The sequence below is a fragment of the Streptomyces acidiscabies genome, assembly GCF_020010905.1.
GTDB classification, from domain to species: Bacteria; Actinomycetota; Actinomycetes; order Streptomycetales; family Streptomycetaceae; genus Streptomyces; species Streptomyces acidiscabies.
The window spans coordinates 1,204,621-1,229,571 of sequence record NZ_JAGJBY010000002.1; the positions used below are offsets into that span (position 1 = coordinate 1,204,621).

Genomic DNA, 24,951 nt, shown 5'->3' on the forward strand with positions numbered 1-24,951 from the left:
CACGGCGGCCCGCATGGACTCGATCAGATTCGAGAACTGGACCGGACGTCTGGATGCGATCCGTCTGTTTGTCCGTCGACCCGCGGGATTCAAGTCGGCGAAGGCTTTCGAAGTCGCGGGTATCCAGCATCTGCTCGGGATCGTCGGTGCCGGCAAGAGCACGCTGCGGGATGTGCTGACGGTCAATCTGGCGGAACGGAACCGGCGAGTGACTGTGGTGGTCGGCGATGTCGTCGAACTTCTCAAACTGGTCCAGATGTACAACACCTACCTGCCCGGAACCGCAGCTCCGGTGCTGGGTGCGGCCGGGCGGGAACAGCATGCCGAGCGTCTTCACCGGAGGCTGGCAGGCCGAGGGGAACGCAATCTGCTCGCTCATGACGACCGAGGGTTCGGGTACCTGAGTACGTCCTGTGCCCTGAACGCTCTGCGGCATGCACAAGGGCAGCCCGCCGATCACCTTCTGGCCTTCGGTGAAGCACCGTGCACCCGGCTTCAACGCCCGAATCCTGGCGGCTACTCGGAGGATCTCTGGAGCCGGAGGGCAGTGGCCTGTCCGCTCTGGACGGCCTGTCCACGCCATCGCAGCGCTCGCGAACTGGTCGACGCGATCATCTGGGTTGCCACTCCGCCCAGCCTGGTCGACTCGAAAGTGCCGCATCCACAGAATCGTGAGCACATCCGTTACTTCGAACTTGCCTGCCGTCGCAGCGATCTGGTGATCGTCGACGAGGCGGACCGTGTCCAGATGCAACTGGACCGGATGTTCGCACCGGGCATTCCGCTCCTCGGAGGCGGCCCGGACACTCGGTCCTTCCTCGATGAAGTCAATCAACATCGCATCCGCGAACTAGCGGGTGCCGGCCGGATCCAACTGTCCGACCGGGATGTGGAGAACTGGTCGGCCGCAGTCAACACCACTCAGACCGCGGCCGACCGCCTGGTCGCCATGCTGGTGAGTGACTCTGATCTGCGCAAGTGGGTCAGAACCGGATACTTCAGTGCGGGAAGGCTCCAACAGTGGTTGCTCGAAGAGCGGTATCCCCTACCCGAGGATCAGGACGGCATCGAGCCTGAGAACTCTGGGTCTGCCAACGAACAGCTCCACAGAAAACGACGGCGAGAGCTCTCTGAAGTTCTCGACGCCTTCCGTGACAACCCGTTCGGTGACCGCCGTACGGCCACCGGCATCGGTACCGAACTCACGGGGCTGACAGGCGAACTCCTGCACACCAACTACCGGGCGCGTACCCGCGAGCGTCTCAGAGAAGTGATCTGCTCACTGCTCGACCTGGACGGGCTGCTGGAACCCACCGAGAAGGGCCGCGAGCGCTACGCAGAACTCCGAGATCTGGCTGAGGGAGATCAGGGACAGTCCACGACCCGGCAGCCTTCGGACCGTGCGACGCCGAAGCGCCGGGAGACGAAGCGCCGAAAGACGAAAAGCCGCCTCCCCGAGGATCCGGAGGTATGGGTCAAACTGCTGATGATCCGCTTCGAGTTCACCCTGCTCCTCAGCGCTCTGGAACCCAGACTCGCCCTCATCAACGCCATGTGGCCACGCGTCTCCTCGGCGCTCAACCTGGGCTTCAACGAGATGTATCGCAGGCCGCCTGACTACGGCCCCATGGTGCCGGAGGCGCCCATGGGCAATGTGATCGGCTTTCAGTTCCTGCTGGAGGGCGGCCCGGACCAGGGCGGAGTGCGAACCGGAGAACTGAGGTTCTTCCGTTGCAGCGGAGTCGGCCGGGAGCTCCTTCGCGCCATGCCCGGCCTGCCCACAGTGGACGGACATCCCGGCACCAATGTCCTACTGATGTCCGGCAGCAGTTGGGCCGGAAAGTCCAGCCGTTACCACATCCCTGTGGACATCGGCGTGATCATTGAGCCTGATCCGCGGGAGCTCGACCAGATCGCCGAACAGAGTGAGTTCCGCTTCGAATTCATCCGCTACCGCTGCGACTGCCGTGCCGCGTGCGAATGCCACGAGCGTGACGATGCGCAACGACTCTCCGGAGAGCCACTCGATCAGAGGGCCGACATCCTGCGCCGGATGGTCACGGTCCTCGGGGACAACGCCACCGGGACGAGCCGTCTCCAGGAGGAACTGGGGCTTCTCCCCGAGAGCCGTCGGCACATCTTGCTTCTCGTCGGCAGCTACGAGGAGGCCAAGGTCGTGGCTGACACTCTTCACACCCTCAACAAGCGCTGGCAGGACAGGGTTTACCGGCTGGTCTCCGACGACGACCCGGACGCCGGCACCGGGACGGACGACGATGAGTACCGCGCACCCGTGCTACGGCGAGGAGACGTGGAGAACCTGGCTAACACCAGAGCCGAGATCCTGGTCGCCCCCCTGCTGGCGGTGGAACGCGGACACAACATCCTTGATGTCGACCGACGGCACGCTGCCATCGGGTCGATCTACTTCCTCGCCCGGCCCAACCCTCGCCCTGACGACCTTGGTCTCGCGGTGCACGCGATCAACGACTGGATCGTACGGGCCCGTGGAAGCGGGGATTTCGATGGCTGGGTGCGAAGTGAACCCAGCCTGGCACTCGGTGCCCGCAAAGTCAGAGACCTCGCTCGCGCCAAGTGGTTCCGGGTTCTCGCACGAAGCATGGCCTGGAAAGGGTTGGGCGAAGACCGGGAGAGCGTGACCTGGGACCTGCTCGTTCTGATCTGGCAGGTGATCGGTCGCTCGGTGCGTGGTGCGGTACCCACGCGGGTCGCTTTCGTCGATGCCGCCTTCGCACCCAAGCTGGCCGTCGGCCAGCCGACGGACGAGCCGGACAGCCCGGATACCAGCCTTCTGCACAGCATCCACGCCGTGCTCAAGCCCTACTTCACTCAAGGCACCGGGGTCATCGAGTACGACCGGCATATCGTCCGGGCCCTCTACCGGCCCATGTGGACCGCTCTCGACCGTTGTCTCGCCCCCTATATCGAAGAACAGCCCACTGACGAAGGAGAGCCCTTGTGTACGACCTGATCAGGATCACTGCCTTTGAACCGGATCCGAACGCTGGTCCCTGGACGGAGCGATACCGTGTGATCGGCTTCCCTGACGAGTGGCGGGACGAGTTCATGGACCTCTACCGACGCCAGTGGCGGCGCGCTGAACAGCCATTGGGGCTGCCGATCAAACAACTCAACGCCCTGCTGCGATCCACGGCCCCGGGCCTAGTCGCGACAGGCCGCGGAGCAGGAAGCAACTCCCGGATCCCCTGGTTCTATGCGTCGGATGAGATGCCGTCCGAACTGGTCACCCCGCTGCTGGCCTCCTGGGTGATGACTCTGCCGCCCTCTACGGACTCCGACCTTGAGCGAGTGGCTGATCATCAAGCAGCTCTGGACCGAGCACTGATGCTGATCGACCAGCACAGCCCGAGTTGGCGGCATGAGACCGTGGATCTCGCTGCATCCGAGCCTTCTCCGGGAGGTACGGCGCAGCCCGACCGAAGGCTGTATCACCTGCTGCCCGAGTGGATCGGTGCCAGACTTGCGGCTCGTACGCTCAGATTCGGCGGTGTCGACCTCTCTTTCCGCCAGGTCACCCGGGACCAAGGGGTCGAACTGGTCAGCTGGCCGCCCCGGAAGTACGTCCGTGGGAAACGGACGTGGTACTACTCGGCACTCCTGACCGTCACCGTGCAGACCGTTCCGTTCGCGGCGCGGTTCCGAGTGCACGTCTCGTACGGGATCCGTCGCTGGGAAACCCGGTCTCCGGTGTCCCTCCCGGAGGGACGAGGCGCGACCGTTCTGCTGGACGCACCGCTGCCCTGGCCCGGAGCCCACGGCCCACGGCGTCGTCTCACCACCAACTCTCTGGCTTTCGACCGTGGAATCGGCGGGCTCTCCTGGAACCGGCACAGTCTCATTGACCTCTTGCCGCAACTGGACGTTCTACGTGCGTACCCCAAGCCGGACGAACTCGTCGCTGAAGCAGCCGACTGGATCGACGGCCAGGGCGGAGTGGCGGCCGGCATCCTGTACAGCACGGCGATGGACAAACACGGCGTCGGCGCCGGACTCATGCCGCTTGAGCGTTCGCTGCTCGATCACTGGGTGGAGGAAGCCCTCCACCCTTTTTTGCGCCGAGTGCCTGACCACGAGCGTGTGCACCAGAAGCTCCGACCGGTCCTGCTGCCGACCTCGTCGACGAAAGATCAGGACGTACTCCAGCAACGTGCGCGACAACGCGCACGATCCCGGCGCGACGCAGTACTTGCGACGCTCGAAGGCAAGCCGCTGCGGGTGGACCTGCTCTGGCAGACGGAGGAGACTCGGGACGCTCTGCTCACGGCTCTTTGCGGATGGCTGGGGCTCCCGGTGCACGCGGACGTCCCCGACGGAGAACACCGATGGAAGCTCGGAGACTTGCATCTCCAGATCCGGGTCCGCTCGCTGGAAGGCCTCGGTGCACCTTTGGAGATCCCTCGTACGCCAGGATGGTCACGAGCTCAGAGGCTGGCAGGAGCCGTGCGTGAGCGCGCCGCTCTGACGGCGGACCGCCTCGGCCCTGGCGCTGATGGAGTCGGTTTGGCATTTGTGGAGACTCTGGGGCCCAAGCGGTTTCAGCGGAAGCCGGATTCCGACCCGAAAGTGGCGCTGCGGCACGGCTGTGCCAAGGCTCGTCGAGTGAGTCAGTTCATCGTCGTGCCGGAAGACGCCGAAGGCCCGCTCGCGATGCGGGCAGGCTCCGTAGTGGCCGACGGGATACGCCAACTCGGTGCTGTCGTCCCACCAGAGCATCAACTGGACGGCGAACTCGCGGACGATCTCCAGTATCTGGCGCTCTGGCATGTCCGCCGACAGGCCAACGGATCGACCCGGCGGGCCGCACAGCACCTCGTTGCTCTGCGGATCCGGCCGGATGATCCGGTGCACCCTGTACGAGGCTGGGACGATGCCCGGAAGGAGTGGGTGCCCTACCCCCAACTGCTGCTCACTCTCGCTGCGGAAGGCGCGGATACCGAAACTTTGCCGCACCGAGCCGCCCAGACCCCTGATGGGCGGCGGCACGAGGTCGAGCGCCAGATCCGGTCGCTGCTCTATCAGGTACGTGACCGGCCGACCCTGCTTCTGGCCAACAGCGGCAACCTCCGTGAGTCGTGGCCCGGATTGAGCAATGGCGAGCTCATCAAGGACATGGTCGTCTTCCAGGGCGAGCCTCCCATTCCGCTGGCACTTCACGGGAGGGACCTCGGGATGGTGCTGCTCCGAGATGCCAACAGCCGAGGTGAGACCCCGCAGTGGTACGCACCCGCCACAAGCGACGACGAGCCGCCCGGCTTTTCGGCGGGGCTATGGACGGCACCTGGTGCGGACGCGGACAACCGGGTATTCCTGAGCACTGTCGGGAAACCGGTGAGTGCCAGCAAGGTACGACGTGACCTGCGCAAGCTGGTGCCTGACAAGGACTGGCCGCATGCTCCTGCGGCTACGGCATGGAATCCAAGGGCGCTGGAATTCACCGTTCTGGGTTGTCTGCCGGAGACGGCTACCGGCCGCACCGACACACCTGCGGATCGGCCGGCTGCCATAGCGGCAGCTGTACACCAACTGCGCTTTCACGACGAGTACGACCCACTCTCCCGGCCACTCCCCCTGCACCTCGCGAAGCTGGCGGAAGAGTACGTCCTCCCGCTCGCGCCGCCTCCCGCCCCAGCTGCGGAGAAAAGCTCCGAATAGCTGCCTGGTCGACGCAGGTCCATAGGCGAGAGCCGACCGATATGAAGAGGGCGGGAGTCAGTTTTACTGACTCCCGCCCTCTTCATATCGGCATCCGCTGCAATCAGCGAGTGCCCCCGGCAGGATTCGAACCTGCGCACACGGCTCCGGAGGCCGTTGCTCTATCCCCTGAGCTACGGGGGCTTTGTCGGCGGAGTGTTGCTCGCGGCGACGGACAGAACACTACCAGCCCGGGTGGGGTGATCCCGAACGGGTTTGGGGAGGGGGTCGCGCGTAGGGGGCGGAAGTGGGGAAAAGCCGGACGCGGTGGCCGGTGCGGACCTACTCTCAAGGGGTGCCAGGCGCGTCGGGGCGGGTGCTTGTTGTGGACGACAACAAGGTCATCCGGCAGCTGATCAGGGTCAATCTCGAGCTGGAGGGGTTCGAGGTCGTGACCGCGTGCGACGGTGCCGAGTGTCTGGAAGTCGTGCACGAGGTACGGCCCGACGCGGTCACCCTCGACGTCGTCATGCCTCGGCTGGACGGGCTGCGTACGGCCGCGCAGCTCCGTGCGGATCCCCGTACCCGTGATCTTCCGCTGGCTATCGTGAGCGCGTGCACCCCCGACGAGGTCTATGCCGGGCTCGATGCCGGGGTCGACGTGTTCCTGCCGAAACCGTTCGAGCCGGCCGACCTCGTCGACATCGTCCGGAAGCTCGTACGGCAGGGGCAGGACCGGGAGTACGACGGTCCCGAGGCGGCCCCCGTTCCCGCCGGGCCGGACACATCCGGGCAGACCACAGGTACGGCGGACTCCGGCGAACCCGACGACACCCACGACCACGACACGGCCACCCCCGACGAACCGGCCGCCCTCAACGCCCCCGGCAAGCAGGGCGCCCACAACACCCCCGGCCGACCGACGGCTCTCAACAACTCCGGCGAGCAGACCGCCCCCGACAGCCCCGGCGAGTTGGGGATCCACAGCGACCCCGTTGACCTGGCGACGCCCCACACGGCCGCCACCCCTGGCGACTCAGCCACCGCCCACGAGCTGGCCAACCCCCACCACGGCGACGAAAAACGCCCCGCCCAGAGCGGCAGCTGACCCTCGTTCCCGCTGAACCCGGCGACGAAATCCACGCCGCCCACCGCAGCCTCCGCCCCCCGACCGAACCCCGCGACGACAATCCCGCCGCCCACTCCAGACACCGCCCCCACCCCCGCACAAACCCGCCGACGAATCTCCCCCCACCCCCGAACCCCCACCCCCCTGTCCACATCCCGAAACCCCACCGAACCGACTCGCCTCCCCACCCCCCTCCTCGCCTACGCTTGCCCCGTGACCCCCCTGGAGCTCTCCCACACCGTCCTGCGTGCCGTCCGGCGCGCGGTGGATGCCGGGGAGTTGTGGGTCGAGATTCCCGTGCGGGCCCCCGTGACACCCCCGGGCCCCGGCGGCTGTGGCGACTACGCGACGCCCATCGCCCTGAAGCTGGCCCGCCCCGCCGGCCACCCCCCGCTGAAGGTCGCCGAGATCCTCCGCCCCCACCTCGCGCACGAAGCGGGCATCAGGGACGTGGTCATCACACCCCCCGGCTTCCTGAACATCACCCTCCAGGAAACCTCCCTGATCCAGGAGATCCTGGCGAGGGGCACGAGGTACGGACACGCGGACACCCCCACCGCCCTCCTCACCCACCTCCACGCCCCCAACGAGGCCCGAGCCCTGGTCGTCATGGACACCCTGGCCCGAGTACTCCGCTCCCAGGGCACCCCCGTCCACACCTCGTGCGACACCCGCCCCACCCCGGAACTGACCTCGACCCTGGGCATCGAGATCGACACGTACGGCACCCCGGCGGCGGCGCACGCGCTGACCATCCGCCCGGTCCCCGCCCCCCTCCCCGACACCCCGCCCTTCTTCCCCCTGGGCAGAGACGCCACCCGCTGGGCCCTCCTCCACCCGGCACCGCACGACCACCCCCACCTCACCGGCGCCCACCTGACCCAACGCGAAACGAACCCCCTGTTCCGAGTCCGCTACGCGTACGCCCGCACCCGAGCCCTCACACGCAACGCGGCGGCACTGGGCTTCACATCGATGGCACCGACACTCGCACCGGAACCCGGCGTGAGGGCAAGGCCCACCGACACCGCAGCGCCCTCCGGCACCGGCGACACCCCCCGCACCCCAACAGTCGCCCCCGCGACCGCCGCCTCTCCCCCCGCGCGCCCCACCGCCCACGGAGAACCCACCGCGACCGCCCCCGCCGCTGCCCACCAGGCAGCCGCGACCGGCCCGGCCGCTGCCCACCAGGCACCCACGACCGACCCCGCCGCTCCCCACCAGGCACCCACCCCCACCGCCGCCCACCCCACAGCCCCCCCCACCCCCCTCCACCTCCTCCTAGCAGACCACCCCCGCATCCTCACCACCACAGCCACCCACCACACCCCCCACCGCCTGACCCACCACCTCGTGGCAATCGCCGACACCCTCCTCCCCCTCCTCCCCGAGGTCCTCCCCCAAGGCGACGAGAAACCCGAGGCCGCCCACCGCACCCGGCTCGCGCTCGCCGAAGCCGCCGGGACGGTGCTGGCCGGTGGCCTGTCCCTGCTCGGCATCGAAGCTCCAGAGCATCTGTAGAACGCCCCGATAAGAAAGCCCAGAACGAAGATGAGCCGTTCCGCACACCCCGCCGGCCCCCGCCACGCAGATGTCCTGCCGGAGGGCCACTACAGCGCCCCGCCCGCCGACCTGAACACGCTGGACAAGAAGGTGTGGGCGCAGACGGTGGAGAGGGACGAGGACGGAGTCCTCACCGTCGGCGGCATCCCCGCGACGCGCCTCGCCGAGGAGTTCGGCACCCCGGCATACATCCTGGACGAGGCGGACTTCCGCGCCAGGGCGAGGGCCTGGCGCACCGCGTTCGGCCCGGACGCGGACGTCTTCTACGCCGGCAAGGCGTTCCTGTCGAGGGCGATCGTGCGCTGGCTGCACGAGGAGGGCCTGAACCTCGACGTCTGTTCGGGCGGCGAACTGGCGACGGCCCTGTCCGCCGGGATGCCCGCGGAGCGCATCGCGCTGCACGGCAACAACAAGTCGACGACGGAGATCCGCAGGGCGATCGAGGCCGGCGTAGGACGGATCGTGCTGGACTCCTTCCAGGAGATCGTCCGCGTAGCGCACATCGCGAGGGACCTCGGCAAGCGCCAGCAGGTCCAGATCAGGATCACGGTCGGCGTCGAGGCGCACACGCACGAGTTCATCGCGACCGCCCACGAGGACCAGAAGTTCGGCATCCCGCTGGCCGGCGGCCAGGCCGCGGAAGCCGTACGCCGCGCGCTCCAGCTCGACAGCCTGGAGCTGATCGGCGTACACAGCCACATCGGCTCGCAGATCTTCGACATGTCCGGCTTCGAGGTCGCGGCGCGCCGGGTCGTCGGTCTCCTGAAGGAGATCCGCGACGAACACGGCGTACAGCTCCCGGAGATCGACCTCGGCGGCGGCCTCGGCATCGCGTACACCAGCGACGACGACCCCCGCGAGCCGCACGAGATCGCGAAGGCGCTGCACGAGATCGTCACCCGCGAGTGCGAGGCGGCGGCGCTCAGCACCCCCCGTATCTCGGTCGAGCCGGGCCGGGCGATCGTCGGCCCGACGGCGTTCACGCTGTACGAGGTCGGCACGCTGAAGCCGCTGGACGGCCTGCGGACGTACGTCTCCGTCGACGGCGGCATGTCGGACAACATCCGCACCGCGCTGTACGACGCCGAGTACAGCGTCGCCCTCGTCTCGCGGACCAGCGACGCCGAGCCCATGCTGTCCCGCGTCGTCGGCAAGCACTGCGAGAGCGGGGACATCGTCGTCAAGGACGCGTTCCTGCCGGCCGACCTGGCACCGGGTGACCTCATCGCCGTACCAGCGACGGGCGCGTACTGCCGGTCGATGGCGAGCAACTACAACCACGTACCGAGGCCCCCGGTGGTGGCCGTCCGGGACGGACAGGCGAGGGTGATCGTGCGGCGGGAGACCGAGGACGATCTGCTGCGGCTCGACGTCGGCTGAGCCGCACGGGAGAATCTCCTGTCGGAACCGCTCGGGGAAATGAAATAGACGTCTCACGATCCGGACCCGGGGCAGAAACCGCGGTCCGGTGGGTGAGACTGGTCGAATCAGACCGTATGAGGAAACGAGGTCGCATGATGCGTACGCGTCCGCTGAAGGTGGCGCTGCTGGGCTGTGGAGTCGTCGGCTCAGAGGTGGCCCGCATCATGACGACGCACGCCGACGACCTCGCCGCGAGGATCGGCGCCCCCGTGGAACTCGCGGGCGTGGCGGTCCGCCGCCCGTCCCGGGTCCGTGACGGCATCGACCCGGCCCTCGTCACGACGGACGCGACCGCGCTGGTCAAACGCGGGGACATCGACGTCGTCGTCGAGGTCATCGGCGGCATCGAACCGGCCCGCACCCTCATCACGACCGCCTTCGAGCACGGCGCCTCGGTCGTCTCGGCGAACAAGGCGCTCCTCGCGCAGGACGGCGCGGCGCTGCACGCGGCGGCGCAGGAGCACGGCCGGGACCTGTACTACGAGGCGGCCGTCGCCGGCGCGATCCCCCTGATCCGCCCGCTGCGCGAGTCGCTGGCCGGCGACAAGGTCAACCGCGTCCTCGGCATCGTCAACGGCACGACGAACTTCATCCTCGACAAGATGGACTCGACCGGCGCCGGCTACCAGGAAGCGCTCGACGAGGCCACCGCCCTCGGGTACGCGGAAGCCGACCCGACCGCCGACGTCGAGGGCTTCGACGCCGCCGCCAAGGCCGCGATCCTCGCCGGGATCGCCTTCCACACCCGCGTGCGCCTCGACGACGTCTACCGCGAGGGCATGTCCGAGGTGACCGCCGCGGACTTCGCCTCGGCGCGGAACATGAACTGCACCATCAAGCTGCTGGCGATCTGCGAGCGCGCCGCCGACGGCGGCTCGGTCACCGCGCGCGTCCACCCCGCGATGATCCCGCTCTCCCACCCGCTCGCCTCCGTGCGCGGCGCCTACAACGCCGTCTTCGTCGAGTCCGACGCGGCCGGCCAGCTCATGTTCTACGGCCCCGGCGCGGGCGGCGCGCCCACCGCCTCGGCCGTGCTCGGCGACCTCGTCGCCGTGTGCCGCAACCGGCTCAGCGGGGCGACGGGGCCCGGCGAGTCGGCGTACGCGGCCCTGCCGGTGTCGCCCATGGGCGACGTCGTGACGCGGTACCACATCAGCCTCGACGTCGCGGACAAACCGGGTGTACTGGCCCAGGTCGCGACCGTGTTCGCCGAGCACGGGGTGTCGATCGATACCGTGCGTCAGCAGGGGCGACAAGACAGCGCCGGCGAGGCCTCCCTCGTCGTCGTCACCCACCGCGCATCCGACGCCGCACTCAGCGGGACCGTCGAGGCGCTGCGCAAGCTCGACACCGTCCGCGGTGTCGCCAGCATCATGCGGGTTGAAGGAGAGTAACCAGCAATGACCCACCAGTGGCGCGGAATCATCGAGGAGTACCGGGACCGGCTGCCCGTCTCCGCCAGCACGCCGGTCGTGACGCTCCGCGAGGGCGGTACGCCGCTCGTGCCCGCGCAGGTGCTCTCCGAGCGCACCGGCTGCGAGGTCCACCTCAAGGTCGAGGGCGCGAACCCGACGGGGTCCTTCAAGGACCGCGGCATGACCATGGCCATCTCCAAGGCCAAGGAGGAGGGCGCGCAGGCCGTCATCTGCGCCTCCACCGGCAACACGTCGGCCTCCGCCGCCGCGTACGGCGTCCGCGCGGGCATGGTCTCCGCCGTGCTCGTGCCGCGCGGCAAGATCGCGCTCGGCAAGATGGGCCAGGCCCTCGTGCACGGCGCGAAGATCCTCCAGGTCGACGGCAACTTCGACGACTGCCTCGACCTCGCCCGCGCCCTGAGCGACAACTACCCTGTCGCGCTGGTCAATTCGGTCAACCCGGTGCGCATCGAGGGCCAGAAGACGGCCGCCTTCGAGATCGTCGACATGCTCGGCGACGCCCCCGACATCCACGTCCTCCCGGTCGGCAACGCGGGCAACATCACCGCGTACTGGAAGGGCTACAAGGAGTACGCCGTCGACGGCATCGCCGCGAAGACGCCCCGCATGTGGGGCTTCCAGGCGTCCGGCTCCGCGCCGATCGTGCGCGGCGAGATCGTCAAGGACCCCTCGACGATCGCGACGGCGATCCGCATCGGCAACCCGGCCTCCTGGGAGTACGCGATCGCCGCCCGCGACGAGTCCGGCGGGCTCATCGACGAGGTGACCGACCGCGAGATCCTGCGCGCCTACCGCCTGCTGGCCGCACAGGAGGGCGTCTTCGTCGAGCCCGCCTCCGCCGCCTCCGTCGCCGGCCTCCTCAAGGCCGCCGAACAGGGCAAGGTCGACCCCGGCCAGCGCATCGTCTGCACGGTCACCGGCAACGGCCTCAAGGACCCCGACTGGGCGGTCGCGGGCGCCCCGCAGCCGGTCACGGTCCCGGTCGACGCCGCCGCCGCCGCGCAGAACCTCGGTCTCGTCTAGGGGTTCCCCCGTCAGGGGTGCACAGGGGGCTTACGACACGCATCGTGCGCCTCCTGTGCGCCCTATGTCGCCACAGAACCTTCCTTCGATAGGCTGTAGCGAACCCGCCCGCTGCATATGCACCGTGGATGCCGGGCTGCCGCGATGTCGCCGCAGCCCCCGGCGGGTCTCACCGCACGTCAGTCACCGAACGTCGACGTCGCCGCACGACAATGACAATCGACAGTTCCGCAGCTCAAGGAGTTCATCGAGCGATGGCCGGTCCAGCCTTCCGCGCCGCCGCCGTCCGGGTGCGCGTCCCCGCCACCAGCGCCAACCTCGGACCCGGCTTCGACGCCTTCGGCCTCGCGCTGGGGCTCTACGACGATGTCGTCGTCCGGGTGGCCGACTCCGGGCTGCACATCGACATCGCCGGAGAGGGCGGTGAAACCCTCCCGCGCGACGAGAGCCACCTCCTCGTACGGTCCATGCGCACCGCCTTCGACGCCCTCGGCGGACAGCCGCGCGGCCTCGAGATCGTCTGCGCCAACCGCATCCCGCACGGCCGCGGCCTCGGCTCCTCGTCCGCCGCGATCTGCGCCGGCATCGTCGCCGCGCGCGCCGTGACCATAGGCGGCGAATCGCGGCTCGACAACGCCGCGCTCCTCGAACTCGCCACCGAGATCGAGGGCCACCCCGACAACGTCGCGGCCTGCCTGCTCGGCGGGTTCACCATTTCCTGGATGGACGGCGGCGCCGCCCGCGCGATCCGCACCGAGCCCGCCGGTTCCATCGTTCCGGTGGTTTTCGTGCCCGGGAAACCGCTCCTCACCGAGACCGCGCGCGGACTGCTCCCGCGCTCCGTCCCGCACGTCGACGCCGCCGCCAACGCGGGCCGTGCCGCCCTGCTCGTCGAGGCCCTCACCCGGCGCCCCGAGCTGCTGCTGCCCGCCACCGAGGACCGACTCCACCAGGAGTACCGCGCCCCCGCGATGCCGGAGAGCGCGGCGCTCGTGGAGCGGCTGCGCGCCGACGGGATCCCCGCGGTGATCTCCGGCGCGGGACCCACCGTGATGGCGCTGGCCGACGCGGAATCGGCCGACAAGGTCGAGGCGTCGGCGGGCTCGGACTGGGCCGCCAACCGGCTGGACCTGGACCTTAGGGGTGCGAGCGTGCTGCCGCTCGCACCTCCCGGCGACCTTCAGGCATAGGCATCGCGTGAATCGTCGCCGGATTTCGAGAGGGGGAATGTTTGTTGGATCCGGTAGTGTTAACCTCAAGTCTGCACCCGACCCCACCATGGCGAGGTGCTTCACGTCCCCGTCCGGGACAGACATTCTTCCGGGAGCTCCCCAAGCCGCACCGCGTTCCGTATCGCGTACCTGGGCAGTGCGCTGTACATCGACGCTGAGTGGCCCACAGGGCACGCTCCGGAACAGGTGCGACCCCGCCACGTGACACTGACACCGGGTGCCACGGATCGACTGATCTGTCGGGAGAGCGCCATCACCAGAAACCTCATCCGCCGCTCCGGCGGATTACCGCCCCGGCTCCGTCCATACCAAAAGGACGAGAACCGGACAGCACAACCGGTCGCCGAGCCAGACAGGCCGACGTCCGCTCCAGGGAAGGACCCTTCGTGAGCGACACCACCGATCTGATGGGCGCACGTGTCGAGGAGACCGCTGCCGCGCCCGCCACGGACGCCTCCGCGCCTGCCACCGGTGCCGGCTCCCGGCGGCGCCGCGGTACCGGCCTCGAAGGCATGGTGCTGGCAGAGCTTCAGCAGGTCGCATCCGGCCTCGGTATCAAGGGCACCGCGCGGATGCGCAAGAGCCAGCTGATCGACGTCATCAAGGAGGCGCAGGGCGGGGGCGGCGCCGCCGCTCCGCAGGCCGAGGCGCCCGCCGAGAAGCCCAAGCGCCGCGCCACCTCCCGCGCCCGTACGGCCGACGAGACACCTCAGGCCGAGGCGCCCGCCGCCGAGCCGTCCGCGGCCCAGCAGCAGATCGACATCCCCGGCCAGCCGGCCGGTGACGCGCCCGTCGAGCGCCGTGGCCGCCGCCGCGCCACCTCCGAGGCCGGCGCCCCCGTGGCCGCCGCGCCCGTCGAGACGGTCGTCGTCGAGGCGAAGGCGGAGCCCAGGGCCGAGACGCCCGTCGCCGCGCAGCCGCAGGCCGACGCGGGTGACGGCGAGGGCCGCCGCCAGGGCCGCCGCGAGCGCGGTCGCGACCGCGGTGAGCGGGGCGAGCGCGGGGACCGTACCGAGCGCGCCGACCGCAGCGAGCGGGGCGACCGCACCGACCGCGGTGACCGGGGCGACCGTCGTGGCAAGAGCGACGACCAGCAGGGCCAGGGCCGTCAGGAGCGCCAGCCGCGTCAGGACCGGCAGGACCGGCAGGAGCAGGGTGGCCGCCAGGACCGCCAGCAGCGCGACAACGGTCCGCGTCTCGACGAGGACGACGAGTTCGGCGACGGCCGCCGTGGCCGCCGCGGCCGTTACCGGGACCGCCGTGGCCGCCGTGGCCGCGACGAACTCGGCGCCCCCGAGCCGCAGTTGGCCGACGACGACGTCCTGATCCCGGTCGCGGGCATCCTCGACATCCTCGACAACTACGCCTTCATCCGGACCTCGGGCTACCTGCCGGGCCCCAACGACGTGTACGTCTCGCTCGCCCAGGTCCGCAAGAACGGCCTGCGCAAGGGCGACCATGTCACCGGCGCGGTCCGCCAGCCCAAGGACGGCGAGCGGCGCGAGAAGTTCAACGCGCTCGTGCGGCTCGACTCCACCAACGGCATGGCGCCCGAACACGGCCGTGGCCGCCCGGAGTTCAACAAGCTGACGCCGCTGTACCCGCAGGACCGGCTCCGCCTGGAGACCGACCCGGGTGTGCTGACCACGCGGATCATCGACCTCGTGTCGCCGATCGGCAAGGGCCAGCGCGGTCTGATCGTGGCCCCGCCGAAGACCGGCAAGACCATGATCATGCAGGCCATCGCCAACGCGATCACGCACAACAACCCCGAGTGCCACCTGATGGTCGTCCTCGTCGACGAACGTCCGGAAGAGGTCACCGACATGCAGCGGTCGGTGAAGGGCGAGGTCATCTCCTCGACCTTCGACCGGCCCGCCGAGGACCACACGACCGTCGCCGAGCTCGCCATCGAGCGCGCCAAGCGGCTGGTCGAGCTGGGCCACGACGTCGTCGTCCTGCTCGACTCCATCACGCGTCTGGGCCGTGCCTACAACCTCGCGGCGCCGGCCTCCGGGCGCATCCTGTCCGGTGGTGTCGACTCGACCGCCCTCTACCCCCCGAAGCGCTTCTTCGGCGCCGCGCGCAACATCGAGGACGGCGGCTCGCTGACCATCCTCGCGACCGCGCTCGTCGACACCGGGTCCCGCATGGACGAGGTGATCTTCGAGGAGTTCAAGGGCACCGGCAACATGGAGCTCAAGCTCGACCGGAAGCTCGCCGACAAGCGGATCTTCCCGGCCGTCGACGTCGACGCGTCCGGTACCCGTAAGGAAGAGATCCTGCTCGGCGCCGACGAGCTGGGCATCGTCTGGAAGCTGCGCCGGGTGCTGCACGCGCTCGACCAGCAGCAGGCGATCGAGCTGCTCCTCGACAAGATGAAGCAGACGAAGTCCAACGCCGAGTTCCTGATGCAGATCCAGAAGACGACGCCGACGTCCGGCGGCAACGGCGACTGACCTCAGGTCTGAGCGGTTCCTGGAAACGGTCATCCCCTGTTCACGGGGGGTGACCGTTTTTCTGTGTTTTTGATCGGGTCTGGCGACTTGTGCAACCCTGTCCGGAGTTTCCCCGTCTGGTCTGGCGGAGTGATGATGAGACGAGGCAGAAGAGAGCCGAGGAGACATGTCCGCCGAGAGCACGCCTGACATACCGGGGAACAGCCACCGCAAGCCGAAGAGGCGGCGGGGGCTGGTGGTCGCGGCGTGGGTCGCCGGGGGGATCCTCGTCCTCGGGGGGACCGGGGCGGGATACCTCTACGTCAAGCTCAACGGCAACATCAAGAGCGTCGACATCGACCAGGCACTCGGTACGGACCGGCCCGCCAAGGTCGACAACGGGTCCGAGAACATCCTCGTGCTCGGGTCCGACTCGCGGTCCGGGGCCAACAAGAAGCTCGGCGGGGGGACCGACGACGGCAGTGCCCGCTCGGACACGGCGATGATCGTCCACGTCTACCAGGGGCACAAGAAGGCCAGCGTCGTCTCCATACCCCGCGACACGCTCGTCGACCGGCCCGCCTGTACGGATGCCGGCGGGGTCACGCACGACGCCGCGGGCGGGGTGATGTTCAACACCGCGTACACCACCGGTGGGGCGGCCTGTGCGGTCAAGACCGTCGAGGCGATCACGAATCTGCGGATGGACCACTACCTCGAAGTCGACTTCTCCGGGTTCCAGAAGCTGATCGACGAGCTGGGCGGGGTGCGGGTCACGACCACCAAGGCGATCAGCGACAAGGACAGCCACCTGCACCTGGCGGCGGGCACGCACACGCTGAACGGGCAGCAGGCGCTGGGCCTGGTCCGTACGCGCCACGGCGTCGGCGACGGCTCCGACCTCGGCCGCATCCAGCTCCAGCAGGCGTTCATCAAGGCCCTGGTCAACCAGGTCAAGTCGATCGGCCTCTTCACGAGCCCCACGAAGCTGTACGACCTCGCGGACACGGCGACGAAGGCGGTCACGACAGACTCCGACCTGGGCTCGGTGAACTCCCTGATGTCCTTCGCGAACGGCCTCAAGAGCATCAGCTCCTCCAACATGACGATGGTCACGATGCCGGTCCAGTACGACCCGGCGAACCCGAACCGGGTGGTCGTGTCGGAGACGAAGGCGGCGCAGGTGTGGACGGCACTGCAAGCGGACCAGCCGATCCCGAGGACGGCAACGGAGGGGACGGCGACGGGGGAGGCGAACGGGGTGGTGACTTCCTCGTGAGTGGCGACTGCGGGCCGGATGTGGTTGCTCGCGCAGTTCCCCGCGCCCCTGAAAAGCCGGCGCAAGCGCCGAGCTTTTCAGGGGCGTGAGCAACCACGACGAATCCGCAGCCGTCGTTTTTTAGGGGCGCGGGGAACTGCGCGAACGGCCACGACGCACCCGCACCCGCCCCCCGGGAATAGAACCCCCCACCCCCCGGTTTGGGCGTATGGCTCCAGTCCTGGCAGACTGGTACGTCGGCCCCGGTTCACGCCCCGCGCCGCGGAAGCGACCCGGTGCCCTCCCGTAAATCTAGGAGAATCCCTTGAAGCGCGACATCCACCCCACGTACGTCGAGACGCAGGTCAGCTGCACCTGCGGCGCGTCGTTCACGACTCGCAGCACCATCGAGTCCGGCGCCATCCGCGCCGACGTGTGCTCCGAGTGCCACCCGTTCTACACGGGCAAGCAGAAGATCCTCGACACCGGTGGCCGCGTGGCCCGCTTCGAGGCCCGCTTCGGCAAGGCCGCCGCAGGCTCCAAGAAGTAGCGAGCCCCTCTTCGCCGGTCCACGGCAGCGCTCCCGCGAGGGGGTGCTCCCGGGACCGGCGTTTTTGGTCGCCGCCCACTTCACCGCCGTAGGAACCACAGGAGCCCAAGATGTTCGAGGCCGTCGAGGAACTGGTCACGGAACACGCCGCGCTGGAGACGACGCTCGCCGACCCGGCGGTCTTCGCCGACCAGGCGAACGCGCGCAAGCTGAACAAGCGCTACGCCGAGCTGACCCCGATCGTCGCGACGTACCGCTCCTGGAAGCAGACCGGCGACGACATCGTGACGGCGAAGGAGTTCGCCGCCGACGACCCGGACTTCGCGGCCGAGGTCAAGGAGCTGGAGAAGCAGCGCGAGGAGCTGACGGAGAAGCTGCGCCTGCTGCTCGTCCCGAGGGACCCGTCGGACGACAAGGACGTCATCCTGGAGATCAAGGCGGGCGCGGGCGGCGACGAGTCGGCCCTGTTCGCCGGCGACCTGCTGCGGATGTACCTGCGGTACGCGGAGCGCGTCGGCTGGAAGACTGAGATCATCGACGCCACCGAGTCGGAGCTGGGCGGCTACAAGGACGTCCAGGTCGCCGTGAAGACCAAGGGCGGCAACGGCGCCACCGAGCCCGGCCAGGGCGTCTGGGCGCGGCTGAAGTACGAGGGCGGCGTGCACCGCGTACAGCGCGTGCCGGCCACCGAGTCGCAGGGCCGGATCCACACCTCCGCCGCCGGTGTCCTCGTGACGCCCGAGGCCGAGGAGGTCGAGGTCGAGATCAACCCGAACGACCTGCGCATCGACGTCTACCGCTCGTCGGGCCCCGGCGGCCAGTCCGTCAACACCACCGACTCCGCCGTACGCATCACGCACCTGCCCACCGGCGTCGTAGCCTCCTGTCAGAACGAGAAGAGCCAGTTGCAGAACAAGGAGCAGGCGATGCGTATCCTGCGCTCCAGGCTGCTCGCCGCCGCTCAGGAGGAGGCGGAGCGGGAGGCCGCGGACGCCCGGCGCAGCCAGGTGCGGACCGTCGACCGCTCCGAGAAGATCCGTACGTACAACTTCCCGGAGAACCGCATCTCCGACCACCGCGTCGGCTTCAAGTCGTACAACCTGGACCAGGTCCTGGACGGCGACCTCGACGCGGTCATCCAGGCCTGCGTCGACGCGGACTCGGCGGCGAAGCTCGCAGCCGCGTAAGCCACTTACGAAACCGGAGGACTCGCGTGAACCTGCTGCTCGCCGAGGTGGCCCAGGCCACTCAGCGGCTGGCCGACGCCGGTGTGCCCTCGCCGCGCACCGACGCGGAGGAGCTGGCCGCGTTCGTGCACGCGGTGAAGCGCGGCGAACTGCACTCCGTGAAGGACTCCGACTTCGACGCGCGCTACTGGGAGGCCATCGCCCGGCGTGAGCAGCGCGAGCCGCTCCAGCACATCACCGGGCGCGCCTACTTCCGGTACCTGGAACTCCAGGTCGGGCCCGGGGTGTTCGTGCCCCGGCCCGAGACCGAGTCCGTCGTCGGCTGGGCCATAGACGCGGTGCGCGCGATGGACGTCGTCGAGCCGACCATCGTCGACCTGTGCACCGGCTCCGGCGCGATCGCCCTCGCCCTCGCGCAGGAGGTGCCGCGCTCCAAGGTGCACGCCGTGGAGCTGTCCGAGGACGCGCTCGTGTGGACCCGCAAGAACATGGCCGGCTCCCGCGTCGACCTGCGCCAGGGCAACGCGCTCGACGCGTTCCCCGACCTCGACGGCCACGTCGACCTCGTCATCACCAACCCGCCGTACATCCCGCTCACCGAGTGGGAGTACGTCGCCCCCGAGGCCCGCGACTACGACCCCGAGCTGGCCCTCTTCTCCGGCGAGGACGGCCTCACGCTGATCCGGGGCCTGGAGCGCACCGCGCACCGGCTGCTGCGGCCCGGTGGCGTCGTCGTCGTCGAGCACGCGGACACGCAGGGCGGGCAGGTGCCGTGGATCTTCACCGAGGAACGGGGCTGGGCCGACGCGGCCGACCACCCCGACCTCAACAACCGGCCCCGCTTCGCGACGGCTCGCAGGGCGATGCCGTGATGACTGTTTCCGCCGCGACGGCTATTTCTCACGTGACGGCTGTTTCTTACGTATTCGAGCAGGAGGGCCGCTAGACATGGCACGGCGATACGACACCAACGACGCGACCGACCGTACGACCGGTCTGCGCGAGGCCGCGTCCGCCGTCCGCCGGGGCGAGCTGGTCGTGCTGCCCACCGACACGGTGTACGGCATCGGCGCCGACGCGTTCTCCTCCGAGGCCGTGGCGGAACTCCTCGACGCGAAGGGGCGGGGCCGCAACATGCCCACGCCCGTTCTCATCGGCTCGCCCAACACCCTGCACGGGCTCGTCACCGACTTCTCCGAGCTCGCCTGGGAACTCGTCGACGCGTTCTGGCCCGGTGCGCTGACGCTCGTCGCCCGTCATCAGCCGTCCCTCCAGTGGGACCTCGGCGATACGCGCGGGACCGTCGCCGTGCGTATGCCGCTGCACCCCGTCGCCATCGAGCTGCTCACCGAGGTCGGGCCCATGGCCGTGTCCTCCGCCAACCTCACCGGGCATCCCGCGCCGGAGAACTGCGACGAGGCCCAGGGCATGCTCGGCGACTCCGTCTCCGTCTACCTCGACGGCGGGCCCACGCCCGGGAACGTGCCCTCCTCCATCGTCGACGTCACCCGTGAGGTGCCCGTCCTGCTGCGGGAGGGTGCGATCACCGTTGAGGAGCTGCGGAAGGTCGTACCCGATCTTGAGGTGGCGAATTGACGGGGCCCGTGCGCGCCGTCCTCCCGGCCGGGCGGGGGGTCACCCCATGCCGGGCATAGGCGGTGGGGAGTCGGCCGCCGAGATCACGACGACGTTCGGGTTTCCCCGGGACAGTTTCCGGATTCTGCATGTCAGTACGGGGAACGTGTGCCGGTCGCCCATCACCGAGCGGCTGACCCGGCACTTCGTCGCCGAGCGGCTCGGGATCCTCGGGGGCGGGCTCATCATCGAGAGCGCCGGGACGTGGGGGCACGAGGGTGCTCCCATGGAGGCCAACGCCGAGGCCGTTCTCGCCGAGTTCGGGGCGGATTCCTCCGGGTTCACCGGGCGGGAGCTGCTCGATGAGCATGTGATCCGGGCCGACCTCGTGTTGACCGCTACGCGCGATCATCGGGCTCAGGTCATCTCCATGGGGCATTCCGCCGGGCTTCGTACCTTCACGCTGAAGGAGTTCACTCGGCTGGTGCGGGCCATAGACCCCGCTACCTTGCCCTCCCTGGACGAAGGCGTCGTCATGCGTGCTCGTGCGCTGGTGCGGGCCGCTGCCGCCCTTCGGGGGTGGCTTCTCGCGCCTACCGCCGAGGCGGATGAGGTGCATGATCCGTACGGGGCTCCGTTGCCGTTCTTTCGGTCCGTGGGGGGCGAGATACATCAGGCGTTGGATCCTGTTGTGACCGCTCTTACCGGGGTGCCGGCGCGCATGTAGGTGCGTGGTGGGTCGGGGGTGCCGGGGCTGCGCCGCACCCCCGGCACCCCGCTCCCCGCCGTGTGGGTTGTTGTGGTTCGGCCTACATTGGGGGTACGTCCGCTTCGAGGCTCGGAGCCTGTCATGGTCGTTTCTCTGTCAGGGCCGGAGGTCGGGGTTCTGTTGCGGCAGGATCCTGAGGTTGCCGAGGTTCTGATGGGGGAGTGGCGGCGGCAGGCCTCCGGGCTGCAACTTGTCGCCGCTGAGAATTTCTGTTCGCCTGCCGTGTTGGCCGCGCTGGGGTCCGTGCTCGCCAATAAGTACGCCGAGGGGTATCCCGGGGCTCGGCATCATGGTGGGTGCGAGATGGTGGATGTTGTTGAGCGGGTTGCTGTGGAGCGGGCCAAAGGGTTGTTCGGGGCCGGGCATGCGAATGTGCAGCCTCATTCGGGGTCCTCGGCTGTGCTGGCCGCGTATGCCGCCTTGTTGCGGCCCGGGGACACCGTGCTTGCTCTGGGGTTGCGGGACGGGGGGCATCTGACTCATGGGTCGCCCGTCAACTTCTCCGGGCGGTGGTTCTCTTTCGTGTCGTACGGGGTGGATGCGGAGACCGGGTTCGTCGACTACGACGCCGTGCGGGAGCTTGCTCGGGTGCATCGGCCCAAGGCGATCGTGTGTGGGTCCATCGCCTATCCCCGGCATCTTGACTATGCGTTCTTCCGGGAGGTCGCCGATGAGGTGGGGGCCTATCTGATCGCCGACGCCGCACATCCCATCGGGCTTGTCGCCGGAGGCGTTGCGCCCAGTCCCGTGCCGTATGCCGATGTGGTGTGTGCGACCACCCACAAGGTGTTGCGTGGGCCCCGGGGCGGGATGGTGTTGTGCGGGGAGGAGCTGGCGGAACGGGTTGACCGGGCTGTTTTTCCGTTCACTCAGGGTGGGGCTCAGATGCATGCGGTGGCTGCCAAGGCTGTGGCGTTCGGGGAGGCTGCTGCTCCTGGGTTCGCGCTGTATGCGCGGCAGGTTGTCGCCAATGCCCGGGTGGTCGCGGCGGGGCTCGCGGCCGAGGGGATGCGGGTTGTCACCGGGGGGACCGATACGCATCTTGTCGTCGTCGATCCGTCGCCTTTGGGCGTTGACGCGAAGGTTGCGCGGGGGCGGCTGGCGGCTGTTGGGGTGGTTCTGGACTGTTGTGTTCTGCCGGGGGGTGGGGGGCGTGGGCTGCGGTTGGGGACCGCTGCCGTGACCACCCAGGGGATGGGGGAGGCCGAGATGGCTCGCGTTGCCGCGCTGCTCGCAGGGGTCGTACGAGGTGAGGTGGCCTCGCGGAGAGGGCGTGAGGAAGTGGAGGAGCTGGTTCGGGAATGGCCGCCGTATCCGGACTGAACGGACGGTCCGGGGCACACGTACAAGGGACCGCACAGCCGGACGTGCAACCATCGTGGCTACCCGGATGTCCTTACCCGTATGCGCTCGTCGCTAGGGTGTGGGGCTGAGATGGCCAGCGAGACCTGTGGGGAAGCCCGTGCGTGAATACCTGCTGACGCTCTGCATCACGGCCGCGGTGACGTATCTGCTGACCGGGCCGGTGCGGAAGTTCGCGATCGTGGCCGGGGCGATGCCGGAGATCCGGGCGCGTGACGTGCACCGGGAACCGACTCCGCGCCTCGGTGGGATCGCGATGTTCTTCGGGCTGTGCGCGGGGTTGTTGGTCGCGGACCACCTGACCAACCTCAACGAGGTGTTCGAGAAGTCGAACGAGCCCCGGGCCTTGCTGTCGGGGGCCGCGCTGATCTGGCTGATCGGGGTGCTCGACGACAAGTTCGAGATCGACGCGCTGATCAAGCTCGGTGCGCAGATGATCGCCGCGGGCGTCATGGTCGTACAGGGCCTGACGATCCTCTGGCTGCCGATCCCGTTCGTGGGGACCGTCGCGCTGACGCAGTGGCAGGGGACCCTGCTGACGGTCGCGCTGGTCGTCATCACGATCAACGCCGTGAACTTCGTGGACGGCCTCGACGGCCTCGCGGCCGGCATGGTGTGCATCGCCGCCGCCGCGTTCTTCATGTACGCCTACCGGATCTGGTACTCGTACGGCATCGAGGCCGCCGCCCCGGCGACGCTGTTCTCGGCGATCCTGATGGGGATGTGCCTGGGCTTCCTGCCGCACAACATGCACCCGGCGCGGATCTTCATGGGTGACTCGGGGTCGATGCTGATCGGGCTGATCCTGGCGGCGGGCGCGATCTCGATCACCGGTCAGGTGGACCCGGACGCGATGAAGCTGTACAGCGGGTCCGAGCGTGACGCCGTCCACCAGATGGTGCCGGTGTACATCCCCCTGCTGATGCCGCTGACCATCATCGCGATCCCCGCGGCCGACCTGATCCTCGCGATCGTCCGGCGCACCTGGAAGGGACAGTCGCCGTTCGCCGCGGACCGGGGTCACCTGCACCACCGGCTCCTGGAGGTCGGCCACTCGCACAGCCGGGCCGTGCTGATCATGTACTTCTGGTCGGCGCTGATCGCGTTCGGGGCGCTGGCCTACTCCGTCAACTCGGCGTCGATGTGGATCGTCCTCGGCGTCGCGGCGCTGAGCGCGTTCGGCCTGGTCCTGTTGCTGCTGCCCCGCTTCACGCCGCGCGCCCCGCGGTGGGCCCAGACGTTCCTCCCGCCGCGCTACCGGCGCCGCAGGGCCGTACCGGCGCCCCTCCCGGTGGCGGCGGAGGAGGAAGCCGAGGAGCGCACTCCGGTGGGCGCGGGAGCGGCGGGCGGCGTCAACGGGGCTACCGCTGTGGGGGGTCGGACCCGGTTCCCCCGAAGGTGAGAACGTTTTGAGCGAGGTCGCGCTCAAAGTAAGAATCTGACTAGAGCATTGCCAAGTCGTGGGGGAAGCTAGAGGGTGCGAAGGGGGCAATACCAGACAAGCCCCCCCGGGTTTCGCTCAGATGCGCGCTTTCACTCTCAGGTGTGAAGGTCTGCACCCCTTCGAGGTAAAGACCTCATCAAATAGTTTGTGATACGGTTCACGAGAACCCCGGACAGAGCCGAAGGACCGCAATGCGACGGTCCGTTGGTCTGAGGTCTCACCCCCTCGAACCGGGACTACGCTCGTCCATGACGACACCCCTTCCCCACTTTTTTGAACGCGGAGTTGCCGCCATGCCGTCCAACGACGTCCGGATTTTGGCCCAGGCCGCTGTGCCCACAGCCGCCGCCGGCGCGATCGCCGCCGTGGTGAGCGGCGTGGTCGCGGGCGGCAAGGGTGCCATCGGGGCGGTCGTCGCGACGGTCGTGGTGATCCTGTTCATGGGGATCGGGCTGTACGTGCTCCAGCGCACGGCCAAAACGCTTCCGCATCTGTTCCAGTCCATGGGACTGATGCTCTACGCGGCGCAGCTCCTGCTGCTCTTCGTCTTCATGGCCATGTTCAAGAACACCACCCTGTTCAACCCCCGGGCCTTCGCCATCACGCTCGTCGTCGCCACCCTCGCGTGGATCGCGGCTCAGACGCGTGCTCACATGAAAGCCAAGATCCTCTACGTCGAACCCGAAAAATCGGGGCACTCGTCGTGAGAGGTAGGGGTGGGATAAAGACGTACGAGAGATCCTGCTATCGTCCGGTGCCAACTGCGGCATCGCGGGCGCGGGCATTCGAGCTGACGCCTGTTCCATCGCGAGGCGAGATGCCCCTGAGTCGCCCCCACATCCGTAACACCAGTCCCGTGCCGAAACGCGGCCTCGCGCCGCGCCGACACA

General features: G+C 68.8%; 17 protein-coding genes, 1 tRNA gene and 1 pseudogene. 18 read left to right on the plus strand and 1 reads right to left on the minus strand.

All coding sequences use genetic code 11. From position 1 onward, the window contains the following. Nucleotides 1-13: 13 nt before the first annotated feature. Together J8M50_RS32410 and J8M50_RS32415 are read left to right on the plus strand one after the other, a co-directional pair. Complete coding sequence (locus J8M50_RS32410) at nucleotides 14-2,992, plus strand: hypothetical protein (RefSeq protein WP_159060613.1); 2,979 nt, start codon at nucleotides 14-16, stop codon at nucleotides 2,990-2,992. Then, complete coding sequence (locus tag J8M50_RS32415) at nucleotides 2,980-5,694, plus strand: pPIWI_RE module domain-containing protein (RefSeq protein ID WP_075662304.1); 2,715 nt, start codon at nucleotides 2,980-2,982, stop codon at nucleotides 5,692-5,694. Before J8M50_RS32410 ends, J8M50_RS32415 begins: the two co-directional genes overlap by 13 nt. 111 nt (nucleotides 5,695-5,805) lie before the next feature. Here J8M50_RS32415 and J8M50_RS32420 read toward each other — a convergent pair. Then, nucleotides 5,806-5,877: transfer RNA gene (locus J8M50_RS32420), tRNA-Arg, on the minus strand. A gap of 103 nt (nucleotides 5,878-5,980) precedes the next feature. On the opposite strand from J8M50_RS32420, the pseudogene J8M50_RS32425 reads away from it, so the two are divergent. The 16 genes and pseudogenes from J8M50_RS32425 to J8M50_RS32505 all read left to right on the plus strand — a co-directional run. Next, a pseudogene (locus J8M50_RS32425) lies at nucleotides 5,981-6,400 on the plus strand (response regulator); the annotation flags it as partial. A gap of 615 nt (nucleotides 6,401-7,015) precedes the next feature. Continuing rightward, a complete protein-coding gene (nrtL, locus tag J8M50_RS32435; RefSeq protein ID WP_010358201.1) occupies nucleotides 7,016-8,323 on the plus strand; it encodes an ArgS-related anticodon-binding protein NrtL in 1,308 nt (435 codons plus the stop codon). Between the two features lie 30 nt (nucleotides 8,324-8,353). Continuing rightward, the gene (gene lysA / locus J8M50_RS32440; protein ID WP_010358199.1) at nucleotides 8,354-9,745 is read left to right on the plus strand and encodes a diaminopimelate decarboxylase; all 1,392 of its coding nucleotides are present in this window, start codon (nucleotides 8,354-8,356) and stop codon (nucleotides 9,743-9,745) included. Nucleotides 9,746-9,882: 137 nt separating this feature from the next. Continuing rightward, on the plus strand, nucleotides 9,883-11,181 hold the full coding sequence (locus tag J8M50_RS32445; RefSeq protein WP_010358197.1) for a homoserine dehydrogenase: 1,299 nt from the start codon (nucleotides 9,883-9,885) through the stop codon (nucleotides 11,179-11,181). A 6-nt stretch (nucleotides 11,182-11,187) separates the two neighbouring features. After that, nucleotides 11,188-12,246, plus strand: coding sequence for a threonine synthase (thrC, locus tag J8M50_RS32450; RefSeq protein WP_010358196.1), 1,059 nt, complete (start codon nucleotides 11,188-11,190; stop codon nucleotides 12,244-12,246). A 254-nt stretch (nucleotides 12,247-12,500) separates the two neighbouring features. After that, nucleotides 12,501-13,436, plus strand: coding sequence for a homoserine kinase (gene thrB / locus J8M50_RS32455; protein WP_010358195.1), 936 nt, complete (start codon nucleotides 12,501-12,503; stop codon nucleotides 13,434-13,436). 428 nt (nucleotides 13,437-13,864) lie between these two features. Further along, nucleotides 13,865-15,937 (plus strand): transcription termination factor Rho, encoded by a 2,073-nt coding sequence (gene rho, locus J8M50_RS32460; RefSeq protein WP_223786363.1) that lies wholly within the window; start codon nucleotides 13,865-13,867, stop codon nucleotides 15,935-15,937. Nucleotides 15,938-16,103: 166 nt separating this feature from the next. After that, the gene (locus tag J8M50_RS32465; protein WP_010357464.1) at nucleotides 16,104-17,195 is read left to right on the plus strand and encodes an LCP family protein; all 1,092 of its coding nucleotides are present in this window, start codon (nucleotides 16,104-16,106) and stop codon (nucleotides 17,193-17,195) included. A gap of 304 nt (nucleotides 17,196-17,499) precedes the next feature. Next, nucleotides 17,500-17,724, plus strand: a complete 225-nt coding sequence (gene rpmE / locus J8M50_RS32470) for a 50S ribosomal protein L31 (protein ID WP_010357465.1) — start codon at nucleotides 17,500-17,502, stop codon at nucleotides 17,722-17,724. Nucleotides 17,725-17,834: 110 nt separating this feature from the next. After that, nucleotides 17,835-18,911, plus strand: a complete 1,077-nt coding sequence (prfA, locus tag J8M50_RS32475; RefSeq protein ID WP_010357467.1) for a peptide chain release factor 1 — start codon at nucleotides 17,835-17,837, stop codon at nucleotides 18,909-18,911. Nucleotides 18,912-18,937: 26 nt separating this feature from the next. After that, on the plus strand, nucleotides 18,938-19,783 hold the full coding sequence (gene prmC, locus J8M50_RS32480) for a peptide chain release factor N(5)-glutamine methyltransferase (RefSeq protein ID WP_010357469.1): 846 nt from the start codon (nucleotides 18,938-18,940) through the stop codon (nucleotides 19,781-19,783). Between the two features lie 76 nt (nucleotides 19,784-19,859). Beyond that, nucleotides 19,860-20,507, plus strand: a complete 648-nt coding sequence (locus J8M50_RS32485; RefSeq protein ID WP_010357470.1) for an L-threonylcarbamoyladenylate synthase — start codon at nucleotides 19,860-19,862, stop codon at nucleotides 20,505-20,507. Nucleotides 20,508-20,553: 46 nt separating this feature from the next. Further along, nucleotides 20,554-21,213: an arsenate reductase/protein-tyrosine-phosphatase family protein gene (locus J8M50_RS32490; RefSeq protein WP_010357471.1), complete on the plus strand. Its 660-nt coding sequence runs from the start codon at nucleotides 20,554-20,556 to the stop codon at nucleotides 21,211-21,213. Nucleotides 21,214-21,336: 123 nt separating this feature from the next. Continuing rightward, nucleotides 21,337-22,578 carry a serine hydroxymethyltransferase gene (glyA, locus tag J8M50_RS32495; RefSeq protein WP_010357472.1) on the plus strand — a complete coding sequence of 414 codons (1,242 nt, stop codon included), beginning with the start codon at nucleotides 21,337-21,339 and terminating at the stop codon, nucleotides 22,576-22,578. Nucleotides 22,579-22,717: 139 nt separating this feature from the next. After that, on the plus strand, nucleotides 22,718-24,019 hold the full coding sequence (locus tag J8M50_RS32500) for an MraY family glycosyltransferase (RefSeq protein ID WP_010357473.1): 1,302 nt from the start codon (nucleotides 22,718-22,720) through the stop codon (nucleotides 24,017-24,019). Nucleotides 24,020-24,354: 335 nt separating this feature from the next. Next, nucleotides 24,355-24,768 carry a Cg1360 family ATP-synthase-associated protein gene (locus J8M50_RS32505; protein ID WP_010357475.1) on the plus strand — a complete coding sequence of 138 codons (414 nt, stop codon included), beginning with the start codon at nucleotides 24,355-24,357 and terminating at the stop codon, nucleotides 24,766-24,768. The last annotated feature ends 183 nt before the right edge of the window (nucleotides 24,769-24,951 follow it).

Excerpts from the sequence above, each read along its gene's own strand:
- J8M50_RS32410 (WP_159060613.1), top strand. The coding sequence starts at position 14 with ATGGACTCGATCAGATTCGAGAACTGGACCGGACGTCTGGATGCGATC.
- lysA (WP_010358199.1), top strand. The coding sequence starts at position 8,354 with ATGAGCCGTTCCGCACACCCCGCCGGCCCCCGCCACGCAGATGTCCTG.
- J8M50_RS32445 (WP_010358197.1), top strand. The coding sequence starts at position 9,883 with ATGCGTACGCGTCCGCTGAAGGTGGCGCTGCTGGGCTGTGGAGTCGTC.
- thrC (WP_010358196.1), top strand. The coding sequence starts at position 11,188 with ATGACCCACCAGTGGCGCGGAATCATCGAGGAGTACCGGGACCGGCTG.
- thrB (WP_010358195.1), top strand. The coding sequence starts at position 12,501 with ATGGCCGGTCCAGCCTTCCGCGCCGCCGCCGTCCGGGTGCGCGTCCCC.
- J8M50_RS32465 (WP_010357464.1), top strand. The coding sequence starts at position 16,104 with ATGTCCGCCGAGAGCACGCCTGACATACCGGGGAACAGCCACCGCAAG.
- prfA (WP_010357467.1), top strand. The coding sequence starts at position 17,835 with ATGTTCGAGGCCGTCGAGGAACTGGTCACGGAACACGCCGCGCTGGAG.
- J8M50_RS32485 (WP_010357470.1), top strand. The coding sequence starts at position 19,860 with ATGGCACGGCGATACGACACCAACGACGCGACCGACCGTACGACCGGT.
- J8M50_RS32490 (WP_010357471.1), top strand. The coding sequence starts at position 20,554 with ATGCCGGGCATAGGCGGTGGGGAGTCGGCCGCCGAGATCACGACGACG.
- glyA (WP_010357472.1), top strand. The coding sequence starts at position 21,337 with ATGGTCGTTTCTCTGTCAGGGCCGGAGGTCGGGGTTCTGTTGCGGCAG.
- J8M50_RS32505 (WP_010357475.1), top strand. The coding sequence starts at position 24,355 with ATGCCGTCCAACGACGTCCGGATTTTGGCCCAGGCCGCTGTGCCCACA.